Source organism: Pseudomonas capeferrum, assembly GCF_000731675.1.
In the GTDB taxonomy this organism is placed as follows: Bacteria; Pseudomonadota; Gammaproteobacteria; order Pseudomonadales; family Pseudomonadaceae; genus Aquipseudomonas; species Aquipseudomonas capeferrum.
In genome coordinates, this window is the sequence record NZ_JMIT01000002.1 from 155,531 (window position 1) to 177,067 (window position 21,537).

Here is a 21,537-nt window from a genome sequence, read left to right on the forward strand (position 1 = left end):
AATCTCAGTGTCACCCCCTAAATCACAGGTAAAGAAAAACCCGGCCGAGGCCGGGTTTTTCATGAAGCATCAAACCAATTACTTGGCCTGGGCTTCTACTTGCGCTTCAACGCGACGGTTAACAGCGCGACCATCTTCGGTGGCGTTGTCGGCAACCGGACGGGTCTCGCCGTAGCCAACCGATTCAACACGGTTGGATTCTACGCCGTACTGATTGGTCAGTACTTGCTTGACAGCGTTGGCACGACGCTCGGACAGCTTCTGGTTGTAAGCGTCTGGACCCACGGAGTCAGTGTGACCTTCCACGGTGGTGGTGGTCGATGGGTACTGCTTCATGAAGTCAGCCAGGTTCTTGATGTCGCCGTAGCTGTTAGGCTTGACGACCGACTTGTCGAAGTCGAACTTGACGTCCAGCTCAACGCGAACGACTTCGGCAACAGCCGGGCAGCCGTCGGCGTCAACGGTGACGTTGGCCGGGGTGTCTGGGCACTTGTCGACGTTGTCGCAGACGCCATCGTTGTCGCTGTCGGAGCAGACTTCGGCAACTGGGGCCGGAGCAACTTCAGCTTGCTTCGGGCTACCGCCGAAGTTCAGACCAACGCCAACGCTCGGGGCCCACTCGGTGTCGCCCTGGTCGATGTTGTACTGAGCTTCAACGCCGGCACGGGCGTAGAACATGTCGGTGATGTACCACTTGGCGCCAGCGCCAACGTTGGCGAAGGTGGAGTGGTCACGACCGCCACGGCCGGTCTGGCCCAGCGACTGGTGCGAGAAACCAGCGGAAACGTACGGACGGATGGCGTCGTACGGGTTGTTGAAGTGGTAAACGGCGTCCAGGGCGGTGTTCGAGCCCTTGATGTTCTTGCCGTCTTCGCCACGAGCGTTGTGAACTTCGTCGTAGCCCAGACGCAGTTCAACGTCGTCGGTCAGGAAGTAACCGATCGAGCCGCCGAACAGGTTGCCGTCGTTCTTGAAGTCGCGCTGGCTGTCGAAGAATTCTTTTTTGTAAAAGATTTCAGTTTCGACGGCGCCTTGACCTTGTGCCATAGCGCCAATCGAAGTGGCGGCTACAAGCGAACCAATGGCCAAGCCCAAGGTGTTTTTCAATTTCATCCGTTAAATCCCCATCTGGTGATAGTTAAGCAGTCCCACCAACAACAAGGGGGACAACTCGACGGCAAGTCTAGCAGAACTCGCCGATTCGTTAGAGATATTTGCACACGCTTAAGTTTCATCGAGCCCGTGAAATTTCTCCCGAAGCTTGTCTAGCGCGCGCTTGTAACGCATTTTCGTCGCGCTCAGGCCCATGTGCATGATGTCGGCGATCTCCTGAAATTCCAGCTCTGCGACAAATCGCAGCACCAGGATTTCCCGGTCGATCGGGTTCACATGCACCAGCCACTTGTCCAGCCCGCCCTTTTCTTCGGGTTTCGGAGCCTTGTCCTCGGACGCCTCTTCAACAGGGTCCAGGCTCAAGGCATCCATCAGCCGACGTTTGCGGCGCTCCTTGCGGTACTGGGTAATGCACTCGTTGTAGGTGATGCTGTAGAGCCAGGTCTTGAACTTCGATTTGCCCTCGAAGTTCTTCAGCCCGTACAGCACTTTGAGCATCACCTCCTGACAGACATCGTCGGCATCCCGGTCGTTCCCCAAATAACGCGCACAGACGTTGAACAGGGTCCGCTGGTAGCGCCGCATGAGCTCCTCATAGGCGCGGGTAACGTGGTACAGCTCCTCATGCGAACGCGCCACCAACTCTTCGTCGGTGAGCTCGCGGGGGTCATAACGCATGGGCGGCGAATGAACTTTATTCAAAACGAATCTGGCCGACAGTCAGGTCAATGTCGCCGCGCGACCCCGGGGGTCGATTTCGCGGCGGCATACATTAACAGCTTTTGTGCGGTTAGCGGCTATTGACGCGCTGCTCAAGCAGCACACGGTTCGACAGCGACACCAGTTCGCCATCATCGGTCAACAGCGTCGTCTTGACCGTGCCGATTTCCTCGATATGCCCTTCGACCTCTCCAATCCGCACCTGCTGGCCGACTTGATACAGCTCACGCACGTAAATACCGGCCAATATCTGCCCGGCGATTTCGCGGCTGCCGAGGCCCATGGCCAAGGCAACGGCCAGACCAACGGTAATCAGCCCGATGACGATCACGTGGTTGAGCAGGTCGGTCTTGACCTCGAGCTGGCTGATGGCCACCGAGATGCTGATGATGATCACCAGGCCTTGGGTGATACGCCCAAGGCCTGCGGAGTACTCAAGGCCAATGCCTTCGGCAGCGCCGCGCACCAGGCCATTGGCCACCTGCGCCAGCAGCACACCGGCCAGCAGCACCAGCGCCGCGCCGAATACTTTCGGCAGGTACAGGGCGAGCATGTCGAGGGTCGCCGAAACCCGCTCAAGGCCCAGCGATTCCGCGGCCGAGACGAGGAAGATCAGCAGTACGAACCAGTAGACGATCTTGCCGATGAGGGTCGAAATCGGCACCTGGATGCCACCGCGGCTCAGCATCTTGGTCAGCCCGGTACCTGCCATCAGGCGGTCCAGGCCGAGCTTGGCCAGCAGCTTGGACAGCAGCGTATCGAGCAGCTTGGCCACTACGAAACCGAGCAGCACCACGACCAGGGCGCCGAACAGGTTAGGGATGAAGTTCGCCACCTTGGTCCAAAGGGCAGTCATGGCGGTGACCAGGCTTTGGGTCCAGAGATCCAGTTCCATATTCAATCGGCCTTATCTGCTTTGCTGCCGGTGGCAGCGTTGCGGGTAGAGTTTCTGCGCACCGGCGCTACATGCGCCGAGCCATTGTTGACGGCGATCAGCAGCGCCTGGCTCCAACGGCCAAGCAGGCTGAACAGATCACCCGCACCGACCTGGCGGTTGGCGGTTTTCAGCACACGACCCAGGCAGGCGGCGTCGTCTCGGTCCTGGCCGGACGGCGACGCCTTGAGCAGGTCGCGCAGGGATTCTTCAAACGGATCGTGCATGGGCACCTCGCGCAGTATCTGTCAGAGACGAGAGCGCCGGGGCATGGGTCACACATCGCCTGGGGGCGTGTGGTGCAAAATGAACCGCTGTCGCCTGCTTCGCGGGCAAGGAATTCAACATCTAGACCCACCGCAGCCGACGGAACAGCCACCACTGCCCTACCGCCAGCCCCAGCACGATGATGCAGGCAAACAAGAAGCCGTAGGGGTTTTCCGCCCCCGGAATGCCGCCGACATTGATGCCCAGCAAGCCGGTGATGAAGCTCATGGGCAGGAAGATGCAGGTGATGATGCCGAAGCGGTACATGGTGCGGTTCATGCGCTCGCTGCGCCGCCGGTCCTCGCTTTCAAGCACCAATGCGGCCCGCTCGCGGGTCAGCTCCAGCTCTTCGAGGTAACGGATCAGGCTGTTGTTCAACTCGTTCCAGTAGTCGGCATCGGCATCAGCGAACCAGCTCCACTTGCTGCGTGACAGCTGTGCGTAGATTTCCCGCTGCGGCGCCAGAAAACGTCGCAAGCCGGCCGCACGGCGGCGGATCTGCTGCAGGCTACCCTGCTCGGGAGTGTACCGCTCGTCGGATTCGACCTTTTCTTCCTCGAGGTCGACCAGCTCGGACAGGTCGCTGACCAGGCCCTGGACCTTCTCGGTCAGCAGCTCACCCATCAGCAGCAATAACGCCGAAGCTGACTTCGGCCCCCTGCCCTCGCCGAGCAACTGGAGCATCTCGTCACTGGCCCGAAGCGGCCGCAAGCGCAGCGAGATGACCCGTTGCGCTTCGGCGAAGATGCGCACCGAGACCATGTCTTCAGGTTCGGCGCCCGGGTTGAGGTTGACCCCGCGCAAGAACAGCAACAACTGTTCGTCCACCAGCGGCAGCAAGCGCGGCCGGGTGTTTTCTTCCAGCAGCAGTTCGCAGGCGAACTCGCTCAGGCCGCTGTCGCGCAGCAGCCAGGTGCGGGTTTGTGGATGGCTGCGGTCCCAGTGCAACCAGAGGCTTTCCTGGGGGTGCAGTTGCAGGTCGTCCAGTTCGGTACGGGCAATCGAGCGCGCGCCGCCTTTGCCATCGAGCACCAGGGCATGCACCAGCCCCCACTGCGCGTTGTCTTCCTCGAACATCAAAGCTCCATCAGCGCGTGCGGCGCATCACTCCGGCATTTTCAGCGGGCTTGGCGAAACCAGCACGCCATTGTTGTCGGCATACACATATTCGCCCGAGCGGAAGGTCACCCCGGCGAAAGTCACCGGCACGTCGAGCTCGCCGACGCCACGCTTGTTGCTTTTTTTCGGGTGGCTGGCCAAGGCCTGCACGCCGACGTCGGTCTGGATCAAGATGTCTACGTCACGCACGCAGCCGTAGATCACCAGGCCTTCCCAGCCGTTCTTGGCCGCTTTCTCGGCCAGCATGTCGCCCAGCAGCGCACAGCGCAGCGAACCGCCACCGTCAACCACCAGAACCTTGCCCTTGCCGTCGAGCTCGACCTGCTCCTTGACCAGCGAGTTGTCTTCGAAGCACTTGAGGGTGACGATCTGGCCACCGAACGAATCGCGGCCGCCGAAGTTGCTGAACATAGGTTCGAGCACCTGGACCAGGTCAGGGTAGGTGTCACACAGGTCGGGCGTTACGTAATGCTGCATGGGAAGCTCCTGTCAGTCACAACGAAAGCGGGTATGGGCCAAGGCTACACCGAGGAAGCTGTTGACGTCATCCGGGACCGAGCAGTCAGTTGCATTCCTTCGGCACTGGCCTCTTCGCGGGGCAAGCCCGCTCCCACAGGTATTTCACTGCCTTAAGAACAGTGGGGTACCTGTGGGAGCGGGCTTGCCCCGCGAAGGGGCCAGCGCAGGCAGCATGGAATCAGCTGGCTGGCACAGCCTGCGCCACAACAGTCGATGCATGCACCGGCATAGACGGGTTCCTCAACCAGCGTTCCACCAACGGCCAGACCTGCGCCTGCGCGGCCTTGCTGACCAGCATGTCGACATGCCCGAACGCATCGAAGCCTTCCTCGCGGCCCAAGCGCAGAAACTGCTTGCGCTCCCCGCCCAACTGGTCGAACAGCTTGCGGCAAGCCCAGACCGGGTCCTGGTAATCGCCCGTACCGGCCACGGCCAGCACCGGCACATCCACCTGCGCAAGGCCCGCCCACCAGTCGTTGTCCTTGTCGCCAAAGCGCCCGAACAGGCCATGCCAGCGCATGCTTTCAAGTGCCAAGCCGATCGGTTCGTCCTCGGGGCCACGCTTAAGGCGCTGCCCGGGAATCTGCCGCCAGCGCTTGAGCAGCAGCTTCGCCCCCCACACCACCGGCGGCACTTTCAACGGCCAGTACACGCGGCTGACCTGGGTACCGAAGAACGCGGCGCTGGCCACCTGCTCGGTTGGCAGGTAGCCGCCACCCAGTGCAGCGGCCAAGGTTGTCCCGCCCAGGGAATGGCCAAGCCAGTGCGGCGCCTGGCCGGTTTGTTCCAGCACGAAAGCGCCAATCAACGGCAAGTCATCGCGGGCATAGTCGGCGACACGGTTGTGCTGCCACTGGCGATTGCGCGGCGACAGGCCATGGCCGCGCATCTCCGGGATCCACACATCGAAACCCGCGCGGGCCAGAAACGCGCCCAGGCCGACCCCTTTGGGCGAATACCAGAAGCGCCGATTGGAAAAACTGCCGTGCAAAAGAATGACCGGTACGCCTTGAGCCTGACCCTGATCGGCCAGGCCAAGGCGGGTCACGGCCAGCTCGACGCTCGGGTCAGGGCTGTTGCCGGCCTTGATCCGGTACACGTCTTCGCTCAAGTCGCCTCGCCGCTCAGCGCTGAGCAAGGCCACGGGAAATAAAGTGCTGCTGCTTTGCATAAGGTTGCTTGGTGCACAAAAAAGGGCGGGAACCATTACTGGAACTCGCCCTGGATCAAACCAGGCGGGGGCGCGCCAGACNCGCGCCCCCGCAATCCACTGTATCAGGCTGCGCCCTGGCCCTCGGCCAGGAAGAACCAGGTCTCGAGCACCGAGTCCGGGTTCAGCGACACGCTTTCGATGCCCTGCTCCATCAGCCATTTGGCCAGGTCCGGGTGGTCCGATGGGCCCTGGCCGCAGATGCCGATGTACTTGCCGGCCTTGTTGCACGCCTGGATGGCGTTGGCCAGCAGCTTCTTCACGGCCGGGTTACGCTCGTCGAACAGGTGCGCGATGATACCCGAATCACGGTCCAGGCCCAGGGTCAGCTGGGTCAGGTCGTTGGAGCCGATCGAGAAGCCGTCGAAGTACTCGAGGAACTCTTCGGCCAGAATCGCGTTGGACGGCAACTCGCACATCATGATCACGCGCAGGCCATTGTCGCCACGGGCCAGGCCGTTTTCGGCCAACAGGTCGATGACCTGGCTGGCTTCGCCCAGGGTGCGCACGAACGGCACCATGATCTCGACGTTGGTCAGGCCCATCTCGTTGCGCACGCGCTTCAGGGCACGGCACTCGAGCTCGAAGCAGTCACGGAACGATTCGCTGATGTAACGCGAAGCACCGCGGAAGCCCAGCATCGGGTTTTCTTCTTCCGGCTCGTACAGCTTGCCGCCGATCAGGTTGGCGTACTCGTTGGACTTGAAGTCCGACAGGCGCACGATGACCTTTTTCGGGTAGAAGGCTGCCGCCAGGGTGCTGATGCCTTCGACCAGCTTCTCGACATAGAAGCCGACCGGGTCGTCGTAGCCGGCGATGCGCTTGTCGACGCTGTCCTTCAACTCTGCCGGCAGGCCGGCGTAGTTGAGCAGCGCCTTGGGGTGCACGCCGATCATGCGGTTGATGATGAACTCCAGGCGCGCCAGGCCGACACCGGCGTTGGGCAGTTGGGCGAAGTCAAAGGCACGGTCCGGGTTGCCGACGTTCATCATGATCTTGAACGGCAGGTCCGGCATGGCGTCGACCGAGTTCTGCTTGATGTCGAAGCCCAGCTCACCTTCGAAGATGAAGCCGGTGTCGCCCTCGGCGCAGGACACTGTCACGCCCTGGCCGTCCTTGAGCAACTGAGTGGCGTTACCGCAACCGACGACTGCAGGGATACCCAGCTCACGGGCAATGATCGCCGCGTGGCAGGTACGCCCGCCGCGGTTGGTGACAATGGCGCTGGCGCGCTTCATGACCGGCTCCCAGTCCGGGTCGGTCATGTCGGAGACCAGTACGTCACCGGGCTGCACCTTGTCCATCTCGGACACATCGTTGATCACGCGGACCTTGCCGGCGCCGATGCGCTGGCCGATCGCACGGCCTTCGACCAGTACGGTGCCCTTTTCTTTCAGCAGGTAGCGTTCCATGACATTGGCGCTGGAGCGGCTTTTCACCGTTTCAGGGCGGGCCTGAACGATGTACAGCTTGCCGTCGTCACCGTCCTTGGCCCACTCGATGTCCATCGGGCGCTGGTAGTGCTGTTCGATGATCATGGCCTGTTTGGCCAGCTCGTTGACTTCGGCATCGCTCAGGCAGAAGCGGGCGCGCTCGGCACGGTCGACCTCGACGGTCTTGACCGAACGACCGGCCTTGGCTTCGTCGCCGTAGACCATCTTGATCGCCTTGCTGCCCAGGTTGCGGCGCAGGATCGCCGGGCGGCCAGCCTGCAAGGTGTTCTTGTGTACGTAGAATTCGTCTGGGTTGACCGCACCCTGCACCACGGTTTCACCCAGGCCATAGGCGCCGGTGATGAACACCACGTCGCGGAAACCCGACTCGGTGTCGAGGGTAAACATCACACCGGCGGTGCCGGTTTCCGAACGGACCATGCGCTGCACACCGGCAGACAGGGCCACCAGCTTGTGGTCGAAGCCCTGGTGCACGCGGTAGGCGATGGCGCGGTCGTTGAACAGCGAGGCGAACACTTCCTTGGCCGCGCGGATCACGTTGTCGACGCCACGGATGTTGAGGAAGGTTTCCTGCTGGCCGGCGAACGAGGCGTCCGGCAAGTCTTCGGCGGTGGCAGACGAGCGCACGGCTACGGCCATGTTGTCGTTGCCTGCGGCCATTTCAGCGAAGGCCGTACGGATTTCCGAATCCAGACGCGCCGGGAATTCGGCTTCCATGACCCACTGGCGAATCTGCGCGCCGGTTTTGGTCAGGGCATTGATGTCATCGACATCCAGCGCATCGAGCGCGGCATGGATACGCTCGTTGAGACCACTCTGTTCGAGAAAATCGCGGTACGCCTGCGCCGTAGTGGCAAAGCCGCCCGGCACCGATACACCAGCACCCGCAAGGTTGCTGATCATCTCGCCCAGGGATGCGTTCTTGCCCCCCACATGCTCCACATCATGGACGCCGAGCTTTTCGAGGGAAACTACGTACTCTACCAAGGTGATCTCTCCACTAACTGTGTTGGAAAAGCTCAAAGGCGCCCGCCTGTCTTCTTTGACTTGGCCGGGCGTTTGTGGCCTGTACCTGGAAAATAAGTGAGAATGCCGACAGCCGCATTCGGCAAACCGAACTTATCATATCCAAGAAACGTCATCAGCTTAAGGCCCAGGGTGCAAATGAAAAGAACCGCGTTCTTCATCTCCGACGGCACCGGCATCACTGCCGAGACCCTGGGGCAAAGCCTGCTCGCTCAATTCGAAAGCATTCCGTTCAGCAAATTCACCCGTCCCTACATCGATTCGCCGGACAAAGCGCGAACCATGGTGCAGCAAATCAACGCTGCTGCCGAGCGTGATGGCGTGCGGCCGATCATCTTCGACACCATCGTCAATCAGGACATTCGTGAGATCCTGGCCACCTCGAACGGCTTCATGATCGACATCTTTTCGTCGTTTTTATCCCCGCTTGAGCAGGAATTGACCGCCCATTCGTCGTATTCCGTCGGCAAATCGCACTCGATCGGCGGTAATTCCAACTACATGGAGCGCATCGAAGCGGTCAACTTCGCCCTGGACAATGATGATGGCGCGCGCACGCACTACTACGACAAGGCCGACCTGATTCTGGTCGGGGTCTCGCGTTGCGGCAAGACGCCAACCTGCCTGTACATGGCCATGCAGTTCGGTATCCGTGCGGCCAACTACCCGCTGACCGAAGACGACATGGAGCGCCTGCAATTGCCAGCGGTGCTGAAAAAGCACCACAACAAGCTGTTCGGCCTGACCATCGACCCCGACCGCCTGACCGCCATTCGCCACGAGCGCAAGCCCAACAGCCGCTACTCAAGCTTTGCCCAGTGCGAGTTCGAAGTCCGCGAGGTAGAGAGCCTGTTCCGCCGGGAGAACATTCCCAATATCAATTCCACGCATTTTTCGGTGGAGGAGATTTCGGCGAAGATTCTGGTGGAAAAAGGCGTGGAGCGTCGGTTCAAGTAAGAAAGCTTCAAGCTGTAAGCTTCAAGCTACAAGAAAAAGCGGGACTGCGCCAAGACAGCCAATGGTGGCGGAGACAAAAGCTGCAAGCGAAACCTGCGAAGGTCTGCTTGCAGCTTGTAGCTTACAGCCTGCGACTTATGAAGGCACCACCGCCGCCTGCCCGCTCATTGCCAGGTCGACCAGCTCGCGGTTGGCCACCGCATACATCGCATAGTCCGTGCCGGTGGCATTGCGCAGGTCGTCCAGCATCGCACGCCAGCGCTCGACCATCACCCGGTGCTGCTCGGCCCACAGCGCCACGCGGGCATCCATGTCTTGCGGCGCATCGGCCATCTGCAACACAGAGATGGTGATCGCCCGCTGCTGCAGGTCGATGTCGTCGCGGAATGCCTCGCGGGCCAGGGCCTGCCAGTTGTTTTCCACCGGCAGGTTGCTGATTTCCTGCAAGTACCAGGTCAGGTCCAGCGAACTGCCCACCGCGAAGAACGCCTTGGCCACCTGCGCCGGGTCATGGCCGGTGACATCAGCCGCCTCGATGATCGGCAACAGCGTGTACAGGTGGCTGGTACCGGCCACCATGCGCGCGAGCAGTTCAGGCACACCGGCTTCGACAAAGCCCTGGTAACGCACCATCCAGCGCTCGCGGGTCGGCCCTTCCAGCAACTCGTCCAGCTTGAGCCCCAGTTGCGCGATCTTCGGCCCGAAGTGCGCGGTGTCGCGCCCGGCGTCCTGCTCGTTGCGACGGCTGCGCAGGAACCAGCGGGTGGCGCGGCGGCCCAGGCGCATCAGTTCGTCCATCAAGGTCAGCTGGACCTCGGCCGGCACCTGGTAGTCCAGGGCTTCGATCTGACGGAACCAGTGCGGCAGGTGGAAGATGTCGCGCACGATCACATACGCACCCGCCACGTTGGCCGGGCTCATGCCCGTCGACTCCTTCAGGCGCTGGACGAAGGTGATGCCCATGTTGTTGACCAGGTCGTTGGCGATCTGGGTGCTGACGATCTCGCGCTTCAGGCGGTGGCGACGCATGGAATCGGCGAACTTGCTGACCAGCGAGGGCGGGAACGCAGTTTCCATGTCGCGGGTCAGGTAGTCGTCGTCCGGCACCCGCGACTTGAGCAGTTGCTCTTTGAGGTCGATCTTGCTGTACGAGATCAGCACCGACAGCTCGGCGCGAGTCAGGCCTTGGCCTGCGGCCAGGCGCTCGGCCAGTTGCTCTTCGGACGGCAGAAATTCGATGGCACGGTCCAGCTTGCCACGCCCTTCCAGGTCCGCCATCAGGCGCTTGTATTCGGCGATCCGCTCGCGGGCGCGACGGGCTGCCAGGGACAGCGCCTGGGTCTGCTTGTAGTTGTTGCCCAGCACCAGCGCGCCGACCTCTTCGGTCATGCTGCCGAGCAGCTGGTTACGCTGCTTCTCGGTCATGTCGCCACCCTGCACCACTTCGTTGAGCAGGATCTTGATATTGACCTCGTGGTCCGAGCAGTCGACGCCACCAGCGTTGTCGATGAAGTCGGTGTTGGTCGCACCGCCATTGAGGCCGAACTCGACCCGGCCGAGCTGGGTCATGCCGAGGTTGCCGCCCTCGCCCACCACCTTGCAGCGCAGCTCGTTGCCGTTGACGCGCAGGGCGTCGTTGGCCTTGTCGCCGACATCGGCGTGGCTTTCTGTGCTGGCCTTGACGTAAGTGCCGATGCCGCCGTTCCACAGCAGGTCGACCGGCGCCTTGAGCAGTGCATTGAGCAGCTCGGTCGGGGTCAGGCGGTCGGCTTCGATGGCGAAGCGTTCTTTCATCTGTGGGCTGATGGCGATGCTCTTGGCACTGCGCGGGAAGATCCCGCCGCCTTCGGACATGATGCTGGTGTCGTAGTCGCTCCAGGCCGAACGCGGCAAGTCGAACAGGCGCTTGCGCTCGGCGAAGCTGTTGGCCGGCTCCGGGTTCGGGTCGATGAAGATGTGCAGGTGGTTGAACGCCGCCACCAGCTTGAGCTTGTCGGACATCAGCAAGCCATTGCCGAACACGTCGCCGGCCATGTCGCCGACGCCGATCACGGTGATCGGGTCTTCTTGCACATTGATGCCGCGCTCACGGAAGTGGCGTTGTACGCCAACCCACGCGCCCCGGGCGGTGATGCCCATTTTCTTGTGGTCATAGCCGGCCGAGCCGCCCGAGGCGAAGGCATCGCCCAGCCAGAAGCCGTAGTCGATGGCAATGCCGTTGGCGATGTCGGAGAACGTCGCGGTGCCTTTGTCGGCGGCCACCACCAGGTACGGGTCGTCATCGTCGTGGCGCACCACATTGGCCGGCGGCACCACGCCACCGTCCTTGAGGTTGTCGGTGATGTCGAGCAGGCCGGAAATGAAGATGCGGTAGCAGGCAATGCCTTCAGCGGCGATTTCGTCACGGCTGCCACCCAGTGGCAGGCGGCGCGGCAGGAAGCCGCCCTTGGCGCCGACCGGCACGATCACCGAGTTCTTCACCTGCTGGGCCTTGACCAGGCCGAGCACCTCGGTGCGGAAATCTTCCTCGCGGTCCGACCAGCGCAGGCCGCCGCGGGCGACGTTGCCAAAGCGCAGGTGCACACCCTCGACCCGTGGCGAATAGACGAAGATCTCGAACTTGGGTACCGGCTTTGGCAGCTCGGGGATCAGCTTGGGGTTGAACTTGAAGCTGAAGTACGACTTGTTCTGGCCGTTGCCGTCCGGCTGGTAGAAGTTGGTCCGCAGGGTGGCCTTGATCAGGTCCAGGTAGCGACGCAGGATGCGGTCTTCGTTGAGTACCTGAACATCGTCCAGGGCGCTCAGGATCGCCTGTTCCAGGCGTTGCTGCTTGTCGTCCAGGTCGTCCTGGGTAAGCTTGCGCGCCAAATAGAAGCGGGTCTTGAACAACCGGGTCAGCTCGCGGGCGATGTCGGTGTGGTTGTTCAGGGTGCTGGCGATGTAACCCAGGTCGAAGCCCAGGCGGATCTGCTTGAGGTAGCGGGCATAAGCACGCAGCAGTGCCACATCGCGCCAAGGCAGGCCGGCGGTCAGCACCAGGCGGTTGAAGGCGTCGTTCTCGGCGTCGCCGCCGACAATGTGGATGAACGCGTCCTGCAAGGTGTCGTTGAGCTGCTGGATGTCCAGGCTCAGGCCTTCGCTGTAGGTAAAGGCGAAGTCGTGGATCCAGTATTCACGGCCATTGGCGTGACGCAGGCGGTACGGGAACTCGCCCAGCACGCGCAAGCCGAGGTTCTCCAGGATCGGCAGCACATCGGACAGCGCCAACGGGGTGTCGGCGTGGTACAGCTTACAATGCAGGGTACGCTCGCCGACCTGGGTCAATGGCTGATAGAAGCTCATGGCCAGCGGCTTGCTTTCGGACAGCCCCAGCACGTGCTGCAGGTCGACCACTGCCGAATGCGCAGCGAAGCGCTCGCGGTAGCCCGCCGGGAAGCCTTTGGGGAAGTCGGCCAGGATGTTGGTGCCCTGGGCTTCGCCGAAGTTCTCCACCACCAGGGTCGAGTAGTCGTCGTGCCACGAGCGGCACGCCTGGATCACTTCGTTTTCCAGCTGTTGCGGGTCGATGTCGATGCGGTTTTTCGGATCGACCCGCAGAATCAGTTGCACCCGCGCCAGTACCGACTCGGAGAAGAAGGTCCAGAACTCGCAGTCGCTGGCTTTCAGGCGCTCCATCAGCACCTGCTGGATCTTCTGCCGCACTTCGGTGGAGTAGATCTCACGCGGTACGTAGGCCAGGCAGTAGCAGAAGCGGCCGTACGGGTCCTTGCGCAGGAACACGCGGATCTTGTTGCGCTCCTGGATCTGCACGATGGCCATGACGGTGCTGAACAGCTCGTCGATCGGCGTCTGGAACAGGTCGTCGCGCGGCAGCACCTCGAGCACCTGGGCCAGCTCCTTGCCCAGGTGAGCCTTGGGGTCGAAGCCCGAACGGCGCTCGACTTCGGCAACCTTGACTCGAATGTAAGGGATGGCATGCACGCTCTCGCCGTACACCGAAGAGGTGTACAGGCCCATGAAGCGGCATTCCTTGACCACCTTGCCCTCGGCGTCCAGCTGGCGAATCGACACGTAGTCCGGGTAGGCCGGGCGGTGCACACGGCTGGGCAGCGCGGCCTTGGCGAAGGACAACAACAGTGGCTCGTTGAGGTAGGCCACGGCGTAGTCTTCGATGCGCAGCTCTTCAGACGTCAGCCCCACGCGCAAGCGCCGCGGCAGGCCGAGGAAGGACTGCTCGTCGTAGACCATCTGGCCGCCATCGCTGCCGCCCTGGACGGTGAACTCCTCGTAGCCCAGGAAGGTGAAATGGTTGTCCAGCAACCACTCGAGAAACGCCTTCACCTCGCCCTTCTCGTGCTGCGCCGGGCCAAACGCAGTCTGCTCGACCTGCGCCACCACTTCGCGCAGCTTGACCTTCATCGGTTCGAAGTCGGCGACCGCCACACGCACTTCAGCCAGCACCTGTTCGATCTCGCGGGTCAGCACCGTTAGTTCGGCGGCGTTGGCGCAACGGTCGATCTCCAGGTACATCAGCGACTCATGGCGCACACCCTCGCCGTGGGTGCCCTTGGGCAGCAGCTCGAGCAGCTCGCCTTTGGCACCGCGGCGCACGCTCAGTACGGTGGTCTGCAGGGTGTGGATGCTGTAGCCGCGGCGGTTGAGCTCGGTGCGCACCGAGTCCACCAGAAACGGCAGGTCGTGGTGCAACACCTCGACCACGGTGTGGGTCGACTGCCAGCCGTTGCGTTCGTAATCAGGGTTGTACACCCGCACTTGGGGTTGTTCGGCGTCGAAGCGCTCGATGATGCGCCAGGCAGAAAGGGTACAGCCAGCCAGGTCGGAAAGCCTGCGCTGGGTGAGTTCGTCCATTGAGATGATGCCGAAGAACTGTTCGGCGAACAGGGCCACTTGTGGCAGTGCCTGTTCGCTGATGTGCTGCGCCAGAGCCGCTTGCAGTTGATGCTGGAAGTCGGCCTTGCTGGCTGCGGTGAAAAACGCCATCTGTGGTACTCCGCTTGGGCTTTGTAATAATTGAAGCGTCGCTCGCGTGCGCCGTGTACGAATCAACGATAGCCAACCCGTGGCAAGGCGGACGGTTAAACCAGGCGTTGAACGTGCGTGGCACGCTCAGGGCTCGCCGAAGCTTAACGACTGAGTAGTCACCAGCGCTTGCAGCGCTGCGACAATTTCGGTCAAGGGGCGGTAACTTTACGTTTATGGATGTACACAAGACTGTCAGAATTCCCTTCCGTTTCCTTTGACCCGAGCCTGTTCATGCAAATCAAGACCGCCCTGCTCTTCGCCAACCCTTGCGATGACGAGGAAGACAACATGGCGACCCTCTGCTGCCACGGCGACAAGGGTCAGATGGTCCTGCTCACCCGTTACCCGGATGAAGACACGGTCGACCTGACGCTCGATGACGAGCCCTCGACGCTGGATGGCTTGAAGGTGACCTTGACTGCCCAGCGCCTGCTGATCGAAGTGGCGGCCGGGGATCGCGATGCCTTGAAGGGGGATGAAACGCTGGAGATCATCCTGACCAGCGAACTGAGCGATATGGACGAGGTGAAGGAAACGCTGCAGAACATTCTGCAGGGGACCGGGACGTTCGTCTGCGAGGTCTGATGCAAGCCTGAAGGGCCGCGAAGGCAGAAGTTTGTTTCGGCAATGGACTACATCAGGGCGCTGACCTGGTCACGCCCAGATCATGCCATTCGCTATTCGCCTGGCGCGTGCGCTCCAGCTGCGCCTCAAACCACTGCAATACCGCCTTGCAGGCCGGGTGCGCGACGCCGCTGTCGCGTAACCACAGCGCGTACACGCCACCGGTCTTCAGCGGTGCGCCGAACGGCACGATCAGGTCGCCCCGGGCCAGTGCGTCGTGCGCCAGCACCTGGTCGCTCATGGCCACGCCCAGGCCGCGGGCGGCAGCATCCAGGGCAAGGTCGTCAAGGTTGAACATCAGGTGTTTGTAACTGCGTTCGGGGCCCTCCTGGTGCGCCTGCAGCCACAGGTTCCACTCGTGACGCGCGGTCGAGCCATGGATCAGCGCATGCTCACCCAGCGCCTTCAGCGAGCGTGGCGGCAACTGCCCGTCGCCCAGCTTTGGCGCACAGACCGGCACCAGGTACTCATCGAACAAGACCGTCAAGGGTCGACCATCCAGGCCGTCACGCAAATACAGCACGTAGGCATCGCAATCCCCGCTGGTGTCCACCACCTCCCCGCTCACGGTTTCGATGGACAGGCATAACGCCGGGTTGAGTGCGTAGAAGCTGCTTAGCCTGGGCAGCAGCCAGCGCACCGCCAGTGACACGAAGATACGAATACGAAACGGCCGATCCACCGGTGCCGGGGAAAGCCGTTGCGCCAGGGCCCGCAGACCGTTCAGCGCTTCGCAAGCCACCGCATACACATCACGGCCCTGCTCGGTCAGCGCCACCTTGCGGCTGGTGCGGTCGAACAGCGCCACACCGTAATGCTCCTCCAGCTGCTGAACCTGGCGGCTGATCGCACTCTGGGTCAAGTGCAGCTGCCTGGCGGCCTCGGTAAAGCTGCTGCTGTCCGCTACGTGGATAAGCGCCTGAAGGGCTTGAAGCGAGGGCACACGAAAGATTTTATCCATGCGTTTCAAGAATAGCTGAATGAAATTTTAGCGTTAGAAACAAGGCCACAGCCCTCGTAGATTAAGCCTTGAAGGCGCACCCAAGACCAACACCGATAACCGGTGCGCATTGATTGTGGAGGAGCTGATGGCAATCGACAACCGCTGTGGATGGATCACCTTGGCGGGCGAGTCTGCCCCGCACCCGCGCCTTTCAGGCCAGCACGCCTGCGACTGGCTGATCATTGGCGGCGGCATCACCGGCCTTGCCGCAGCCCACACGCTGGCCGCACGTTTCCCAGGGCAACGCATTGTCGTGCTTGACCGGCAGCGAGTGGCCCAGGGTGCCTCGGCACGCAACTCGGGTTTTGCCGTCAGCCATGAACTACCCTCGCCCAATGAATTGCTCGGCAACCCAGGCTTTGCCGGCTTTGCCGTGGCTTCGCGCATTGGTGTGGCGGCCGCACAGGAGGTGCGCCAGCGTATCGGCGAGCTGGGTATCGCCTGCGAATACGATGACGCGGGCTATCACTTTGCCGTGCATCGACCCGCGCACCTGCAGCAGGCCGACGCCGTGATCCACACACTGGAGGCCGTTGGCGCCAACGCTCGCTACCTGGAAGGCGAAGCGTTGCAGCAGCGCCTTGGCAGCAGTTTCTACACCCGCGCCATCCATTGCGCCGGTGGCAACGCACTGCTGCAGCCGGCGAAGTATGTGCGCGGCCTTGCCGACAGCCTGCCCAAGGCGGTGGAGGTATACGAGCACAGCGCGGTGCTGAGCCTTCGCCGCGCCGGGCGTGGCTGGCAGGCCCAGACCGAAGCCGGCGTTATAAACGCGCCCCAAGTGCTGGCCTGCGTCGGGGCGTTCTTGCCCCGGGTCGGCGTGCACCATAGCGGCACCTTCGCGCTGGAACTGAGCGCCAGCATCACCCGCCCCTTGACCGAGGCTCGCTGGCAAAGCCAGTTCGGCGAGCGCACCTGGGGCGTGCTGTCGACCCTGCCGGGCGGCGCGACCCTGCGCCTGCTGCCGGGCCGACGGCTGTTGATTCGCAACACGGTGGAGTACCGCCAGCGCGACCTCAATGGCACGCAGTTGCAGGCCCGTCGCCAGCAACATCTGCAAGGGCTGGAAAAACGCTTCCCCGGGCTGGCCGCCACGGACCTCGAATACACCTGGACCGGCCACCTGAGCGGCACCCGCTCCGGCGAGCCGTGCTTCGCACGGATCGATGAAGGGCTGCATGCCGTGGCCGGCTGCAACGGTTCGGGCGTCGCCCGCGGCACCCTGTGGGGCAGGCTGCTGGTCGACATGGCCAGCACATCGACCTCGGCGCTGCTCACCGACGTGCTCGGACAGGCCCAACCCGGCTACCTGCCGCCACGCCCGTTCTTCGATATCGGCGCCTCCCTGCGCATGGCCTGGGAAGTACGCCGCGCGCGGCGCGAACGTTGACTGCCATGAGCACTTGCGAACACTTACAACAACAGAGGGCAAGATGATGAAACGTACCTGCATGGCCGTGCTGTCCGCGGCGCTGTTCAGCCTGACGGCCCAGGCCGCCGAATCGGTCAACATCGCCAACTGGAGCGGCTACATTGCCGATGACACCTTGGCCGAGTTCGCCCGCCGCACCGGCATCCAGCCCACCTACGACCTTATCGACAGCAACGAGACGACCGAGGCCAAGCTGATGACCGGCGGCAGCGGCTACGACCTGGTCAGCCCGTCCAACCACTTCCTGCCCAGGCTGATCAAGGCCGGCGCCATCCAGGCGCTCGACCGCAGCAAGCTGCCCAACTGGAACAATCTCGACCCCAAGCTGATGCAACTGCTGCAGGCCAGCGACCCCGGCAACCGCCATGCCATCCCCTACATGTGGGTGACCACCGGCATCGGCTACAACGTCGACAAGATCAAGGCGATCTTCGGCGACACCGATGTCACCCAGTCCTGGCAATTGCTGTTCAACCCAGAAAACATCCGCAAGCTCAGTGCCTGTGGCGTGGCGTTCCTCGACAACCCGACGCAGGTGTTGCCAATCACCCTCAAGGTCCTGGGGCTCGACCCGCACAGCGAGCGCCCTGAAGACCTGAAGCATGCCGAGGCGGCGCTGATGGCGATTCGCCCGTCGATCAGCTACTTCCACCAGTCCAAGTACGTCAGCGACCTGGCCAACGGCAACATCTGCGTAGCGATCGGCTTCAGCGGCGATGTGCTGCAGGCGATGAACAGCGCGCAGCAGGCCAACAACGGCGTGCACCTGGGCTACAGCATTCCCCGTGAAGGCTCGACGGTGGCGGTGGACATGGTGGTGATTCCAAAAGCTGCGCCACACCTGGATGCAGCCTACGCCTACCTCAACTACCTGCTCGACCCCCAGGTCATGGCGCATATCAGCAATGCGGTGAAGTACCCGAACGGCAATGCGGCGTCATTACCGTATGTGGCCCCGGCGCTGCGCGACAACCCGGCGGTGTACCCGCCCCAGGCCGTGCTGGATACGCTGTTCCCGATCCAGACCTTGTCACCGGCGGGCATGCGCTTGAGCACCCGGCTGTGGACCCGGGTGATCAGCGGCAAGTGAGCGGCTGCGTGCTGCCTGCAAGCGCTGTCGACACCTGCGAGCGCATGAGCGCGTATGATGCTGCCCCCCTGTTTATCGATACGGAAATCAACATGCTCCCGGACAAGGCGTGCGCAGTCGTCCTCTCTCCCTCGTCGCCGCCCTGTATTCTGTTGTTCCGTCATCCCCTGGCGGGCGTACAGCTGGTGAAGGGTTCCATTGAAAACGGCGAAACGCCGCGGGAAGCCGCCCTGCGTGAATTGCATGAAGAGTCTGGTATCCACAACGCCACGATCGGGGACGATTTGGGGTGCTGGGATTCCGGCCATCTTGGGCAGACCTGGTCGTTTCACCTGTGCCGGGCAGAGGGTGTTCTACCTGAGCGATGGCTTCACCAGACACTGGATGACCATGGCCATACGTTCGAGTTCTTCTGGGCTGCGCTCGACCATTTGCCCTATGCCGAGTGCCACCCGGTCTTTCAGCGAGCACTGGGCTACTTGAGCAATTCGCTGAAACTAGGCGGCCATTGGCCAGATGCGCACCTGCTGGGTGGTTGCAGGAACGATCGGGCGGGACTATAAGAGCTCAAGCTAACTTGAGGTCAACCGGCGTGACAGTTAAATCATCCACCGACAGCTCGCGGCTGCTCACCGTCGGCGAGGTCGCCAAACGCAGTGGCGTGGCGGTCTCCGCCCTGCACTTCTACGAATCCAAAGGGCTGATCGCCGGCACCCGTACCGCCGGCAACCAGCGGCGTTACCCCGCATTGGTGCTGCGCACCATCGCCATCATCAAGGTGGCCCAGCGCACCGGCATCCCCCTCGAAGAAATCAAACGCGCCCTGGGCCGCTACCCGCCGAACAGCAAACTCACGGCCGCCCAGTGGGGCGAGATGTCATCGGCCTGGCGAGAAGACCTGAACGCCCGCATTCGCACGCTGGAGGCCCTGAGAGACAGCCTGGACAACTGCATCGGCTGCGGTTGCCTGTCGTTGCAAGACTGCCCGCTGCGCAACCCCGAGGACGTGCTGGGCAAGGAGGGATCGGGGGCCAGGATCCTGGAAAATGGCGGCGCTGCCGGGGGACGGTAAGCGCCGGCCTTTCATGGCGACCTGTATCTGATCATCGAGAAGCGATGACACATTGCTTGCTTATGACACAAAGTGTCATTAGTATCGATGTGTGTCCTAGCTTGCACGCTGTGCCAGCCAGGTAGTCATTACCGCCTTCTCATGCAGGTACTCTCCGTGACCACGACCATGCAGACCCCCAAGGACCAGCTCGTCAAACATGCCCAGCAGCAGATGCTGACTGCGCTGGCCGACAACACTTACACCCCGCGGCAGAAACTCGCCCTGACCTGCCGAATCCTGTTCGACGGCGGCCACGACTCCGGCCTGGCTGGGCAGATCACCGCACGGGCGCCGGAGCCTGGCACCTACTACACCCAACAGCTTGGCCTGGGCTTCGACGAGATTTCGGCCTCCAACCTGCTGGTCGTCGACGAAGACCTGAACGTGCTGCACGGCCACGGCATGGCCAACCCAGCGAATCGCTTTCACAGCTGGCTGTATCGCGCACGCCCCGACGTGAACTGCATCATCCATACCCACCCGTTGCACAGCGCCGCCCTGTCGATGCTCGAAGTGCCGCTGGCCATCTCGCACATGGACCTTTGCCCGCTGTTCGACGATTGCGCCTTCCTCAAGGAATGGCCGGGTGTGCCGGTGGGCAATGAAGAAGGCGAGATCATCGCCGGGGCCATCGGCGACAAGCGGGCGATCCTGCTTTCACACCATGGCCTGTTGATCGCCGGCCGCTCGATCGAGGAAGCCTGTGTGCTTGCTCTACTGTTCGAACGCGCCGCCAGGATGCAGCTGCTGGCCATGGGCGCCGGTGAGATCCGCCCGATCCCCGAAGCACTTGGCAAAGAAGCCCATGACTGGATTTCCACGCCAAAACGCCATGGCGCCGCGTTCAGCTATTACGCGCGTCGTGCCTTGCGTGCCCATGGCGACTGCCTGGGCTGATCGAAGTTGTCCCCCTTCCTGAACAACGGCAAAGGTACCTGGTCATGTCTACACCTGTAATTCGCGGCGTCATCGGCTACACCATCACCCCCTTCGCGGCAGACGGCTCCGTCGATCTGAACGCACTGGGTAGATCCATCGACAGCCTGATCCAGGCCGGCGTGCACGCTATCGCCCCGCTGGGCAGTACCGGCGAAGGCGCCTACCTGTCCGATAGCGAGTGGGAATCTGTGGTTCGCTTCAGCCTGGAGAAGATCGCCGGCCGCGTACCCAGCGTGGTCAGCGTCTCGGACCTGACCACCGCGCGTACCGTGCAACGTGCCCGCCTGGCCCAGGCGTGCGGCGCCACGGCGGTGATGGTGTTGCCCGTCTCCTATTGGAAGTTGACCGAGGCCGAGGTGGTCGACCACTACAGAGCGGTCGGCGCGGCGATCGACATCCCGATCATGCTCTACAACAACCCGGGCACCAGCGGCACCGACCTGTCGGTTGAGCTGATCCTGCGTATTCTGGGCGAAGTCGCCAATGTCACCATGGTCAAGGAGAGCACCGGTGATATTCAGCGCATGCACCGCCTGTACACCGCGACCGAAGGCAAGGTGGCGTTCTACAACGGTTGCAACCCGCTCACCCTGGAAGCCCTGGTTGCCGGCGCCACGGGCTGGTGCACCGCAGCGCCAAACCTGATCCCCGCGTTGAACCTGGCCTTGTGGGACGCCGTGCAGAACGGCGAGCTGGCAGAGGCGCGTGCGCTGTTCTACCGCCAATACGAATTGTTGGCGTACATCACCCGCCGTGGCCTGCCCACCACCATCAAGGCTGGGCTGAAAATGCGGGGCCAGGATGTGGGCGCACCGCGACTGCCCCTGCAGCCGCTGGACCCACAAGGCCGTGCCTACCTCAAAGGGCTGCTGGACGCGCTCGCGCCCCAGTAACGCACGCCCCTGTAGGAGCGGCCTTGCGTCGCGAAAGGGGTGCGAAGCAGCCCCAGCAATCTATGCGGCGAAGCTGAGAT

Annotated in this window: 18 protein-coding genes; 8 read left to right on the forward strand and 10 right to left on the reverse strand. The window is 62.4% G+C overall.

Features of this window, described 5'->3' with window-relative positions; genetic code table 11:
* Positions 1-78 precede the first annotated feature (78 nt).
* The 8 genes from PC358_RS13205 to ppsA form a co-directional block, all read right to left on the reverse strand.
* The gene (locus PC358_RS13205) at positions 79-1,113 is read right to left on the reverse strand and encodes an OmpA family protein (RefSeq protein WP_033700482.1); all 1,035 of its coding nucleotides are present in this window, start codon (positions 1,111-1,113) and stop codon (positions 79-81) included.
* 111 nt (positions 1,114-1,224) lie between these two features.
* Positions 1,225-1,791 (reverse strand): RNA polymerase sigma factor SigX, encoded by a 567-nt coding sequence (gene sigX / locus PC358_RS13210; RefSeq protein ID WP_033700483.1) that lies wholly within the window; start codon positions 1,789-1,791, stop codon positions 1,225-1,227.
* Positions 1,792-1,903: 112 nt separating this feature from the next.
* Entirely contained in the window at positions 1,904-2,728 is an 825-nt protein-coding gene (locus tag PC358_RS13215) for a mechanosensitive ion channel family protein (protein WP_033700485.1), read from the reverse strand.
* Positions 2,729-2,730: 2 nt separating this feature from the next.
* Positions 2,731-2,994, reverse strand: a complete 264-nt coding sequence (locus PC358_RS13220) for a hypothetical protein (protein ID WP_033700486.1) — start codon at positions 2,992-2,994, stop codon at positions 2,731-2,733.
* Between the two features lie 121 nt (positions 2,995-3,115).
* Entirely contained in the window at positions 3,116-4,111 is a 996-nt protein-coding gene (locus PC358_RS13225) for a zinc transporter ZntB (protein ID WP_033700487.1), read from the reverse strand.
* Between the two features lie 27 nt (positions 4,112-4,138).
* Positions 4,139-4,630: a ribonuclease E activity regulator RraA gene (gene rraA / locus PC358_RS13230; RefSeq protein WP_033700488.1), complete on the reverse strand. Its 492-nt coding sequence runs from the start codon at positions 4,628-4,630 to the stop codon at positions 4,139-4,141.
* Positions 4,631-4,850: 220 nt separating this feature from the next.
* Positions 4,851-5,843 carry an alpha/beta fold hydrolase gene (locus PC358_RS13235; protein WP_077068566.1) on the reverse strand — a complete coding sequence of 331 codons (993 nt, stop codon included), beginning with the start codon at positions 5,841-5,843 and terminating at the stop codon, positions 4,851-4,853.
* 104 nt (positions 5,844-5,947) lie between these two features.
* Positions 5,948-8,323, reverse strand: a complete 2,376-nt coding sequence (gene ppsA, locus PC358_RS13240) for a phosphoenolpyruvate synthase (RefSeq protein WP_033700491.1) — start codon at positions 8,321-8,323, stop codon at positions 5,948-5,950.
* A gap of 177 nt (positions 8,324-8,500) precedes the next feature.
* On the opposite strand from ppsA, the gene ppsR reads away from it, so the two are divergent.
* On the forward strand, positions 8,501-9,319 hold the full coding sequence (ppsR, locus tag PC358_RS13245; protein WP_033700492.1) for a posphoenolpyruvate synthetase regulatory kinase/phosphorylase PpsR: 819 nt from the start codon (positions 8,501-8,503) through the stop codon (positions 9,317-9,319).
* Positions 9,320-9,454: 135 nt separating this feature from the next.
* Here ppsR and PC358_RS13250 read toward each other — a convergent pair whose 3' ends face one another.
* Complete coding sequence (locus tag PC358_RS13250; protein WP_033700493.1) at positions 9,455-14,320, reverse strand: NAD-glutamate dehydrogenase; 4,866 nt, start codon at positions 14,318-14,320, stop codon at positions 9,455-9,457.
* 273 nt (positions 14,321-14,593) lie between these two features.
* Here PC358_RS13250 and PC358_RS13255 point away from each other — a divergent pair, with 273 nt between their 5' ends.
* On the forward strand, positions 14,594-14,947 hold the full coding sequence (locus PC358_RS13255; RefSeq protein ID WP_033700495.1) for a hypothetical protein: 354 nt from the start codon (positions 14,594-14,596) through the stop codon (positions 14,945-14,947).
* A gap of 52 nt (positions 14,948-14,999) precedes the next feature.
* Here PC358_RS13255 and PC358_RS13260 read toward each other — a convergent pair whose 3' ends face one another.
* Complete coding sequence (locus tag PC358_RS13260) at positions 15,000-15,947, reverse strand: LysR substrate-binding domain-containing protein (protein ID WP_050506121.1); 948 nt, start codon at positions 15,945-15,947, stop codon at positions 15,000-15,002.
* Positions 15,948-16,080: 133 nt separating this feature from the next.
* Between PC358_RS13260 and PC358_RS13265 the strand changes: the two genes are divergently transcribed.
* From PC358_RS13265 to PC358_RS13290, 6 genes are all read left to right on the forward strand, one after another.
* The gene (locus PC358_RS13265; protein ID WP_033701483.1) at positions 16,081-17,379 is read left to right on the forward strand and encodes an NAD(P)/FAD-dependent oxidoreductase; all 1,299 of its coding nucleotides are present in this window, start codon (positions 16,081-16,083) and stop codon (positions 17,377-17,379) included.
* A gap of 43 nt (positions 17,380-17,422) precedes the next feature.
* A complete protein-coding gene (locus PC358_RS13270) occupies positions 17,423-18,511 on the forward strand; it encodes a polyamine ABC transporter substrate-binding protein (RefSeq protein ID WP_050506122.1) in 1,089 nt (362 codons plus the stop codon).
* 92 nt (positions 18,512-18,603) lie between these two features.
* On the forward strand, positions 18,604-19,074 hold the full coding sequence (locus PC358_RS13275; RefSeq protein WP_033701486.1) for an NUDIX hydrolase: 471 nt from the start codon (positions 18,604-18,606) through the stop codon (positions 19,072-19,074).
* Between the two features lie 62 nt (positions 19,075-19,136).
* Positions 19,137-19,583, forward strand: a complete 447-nt coding sequence (gene soxR / locus PC358_RS13280) for a redox-sensitive transcriptional activator SoxR (protein WP_081874759.1) — start codon at positions 19,137-19,139, stop codon at positions 19,581-19,583.
* Positions 19,584-19,739: 156 nt separating this feature from the next.
* The gene (locus PC358_RS13285; RefSeq protein ID WP_033701487.1) at positions 19,740-20,522 is read left to right on the forward strand and encodes an aldolase; all 783 of its coding nucleotides are present in this window, start codon (positions 19,740-19,742) and stop codon (positions 20,520-20,522) included.
* Positions 20,523-20,566: 44 nt separating this feature from the next.
* Entirely contained in the window at positions 20,567-21,457 is an 891-nt protein-coding gene (locus PC358_RS13290; RefSeq protein ID WP_033700497.1) for a dihydrodipicolinate synthase family protein, read from the forward strand.
* Positions 21,458-21,537: the final 80 nt, after the last annotated feature.